The sequence below is a fragment of the Kitasatospora sp. NPDC007106 genome (genome assembly GCF_040634455.1).
Lineage (GTDB): Bacteria > Actinomycetota > Actinomycetes > Streptomycetales > Streptomycetaceae > Kitasatospora > Kitasatospora arboriphila.
In genome coordinates, this window is sequence record NZ_JBEYFP010001350.1 from 1 (window position 1) to 1,192 (window position 1,192).

Consider the following 1,192-nt stretch of genomic DNA (forward strand, 5'->3'; position numbering starts at 1 on the left):
GGTGCATGGTTGTCGTCAGCTCGTGTCGTGAGATGTTGGGTTAAGTCCCGCAACGAGCGCAACCCTTGTTCTGTGTTGCCAGCGAGTAATGTCGGCCGGCGCCGGGACGGGCCCCGTCCCGGCCGCACTGGGCCTCGGCTGCGAACGCGGAGAAGGAGAAGGGGAACGCGGGGCGGCGGAGCCCCGCCGCGGTGGAGCCCCTCGTCGACGAGCCCCTCCTCGACGAGCTCGGTGTCGCCGGGCCCGCCGCCGAGGGAACCGGCATCGACGGGCCGAGCATCGACGAGCCGAGCGTCGACGACTGGTTCGACATGGCCGCAGGTGTGATCGGCGGCCCGCGGCCCGCACCTGCCGCCGCCGGGGAAGCCGTCCCCTCCCCGGCCCTGGCTGCTGAGGACGCGGAGCCCGAACCCGAGCCGACCATGAGGCTCGGGACGGTCCGCCGCCCCGCACGCGATCCCGGCCCGGCGCCGGATCCCGCCCCCGTGGCGGCCGCGCCCGTCGACGATGCCGAGCCCGACCCGACGATGACCCTGGGGACGGTCCGCCGGCCCGCCACCCCCGCACCGCGGTCCGCCCCCGCACCGCAGTCGACCCCCGCACCCCAGCCCGCACCCCAGCCCGCGTCACGGTTCGAGCCGCAGCCCGAGCCCGCCGCCGACCTGCGGCCCGCCGGGCAGCCGTCCACCCCGGAGCCCGGCCCGGCGGTGGTCCTGCGCAAGCCGGCACCGACCGGCGCCGACCGCGCGGAGCCGTCCACCCCCTCGGCCCCGGCAGACCGTGCCCCGGCAGACCGTGCCCCGGCCGGGGCCGCTGCCGCGGAGCCCGCCGAGGACCGGTCCCGTCCGGCCCCGCGGCGGGTCCCGCTGGCGCCGCCCGTCCCGCACGTGGGGGAGCGGCCTCCGACGTACGGCCCGGAGCCCACCGCGCTGCCCGCCGCCGATCCGGCGGACCTGGACGTGATCGTGCCGGACACCGTCCTGGAGGGCGCCCAGTACGGCCCGGCGATACTGCGGGCGGCCTCCGTCCGGGGCGATTCCGCCCGGTTCCGCGGCGAGCCGCGCCGCGACGCCCTGCTGGTGACCCGGTTCGGCGAGGGCGAGGACGGCCTGCTGCTCGCGGTGATCGCCTCGCCCGCCCGTTCGGCGGACGCGACCGCGGGCTCGGCGGCCGCCGCGGAGGCCGCACGGCA

The 1,192-nt window shown here is 78.7% G+C and carries 1 pseudogene; it reads left to right on the forward strand.

The features are described 5' to 3' along the window. Positions 1-191: 191 nt before the first annotated feature. A pseudogene (locus tag ABZ641_RS38405) lies at positions 192-1,192 on the forward strand (hypothetical protein); the annotation flags it as partial.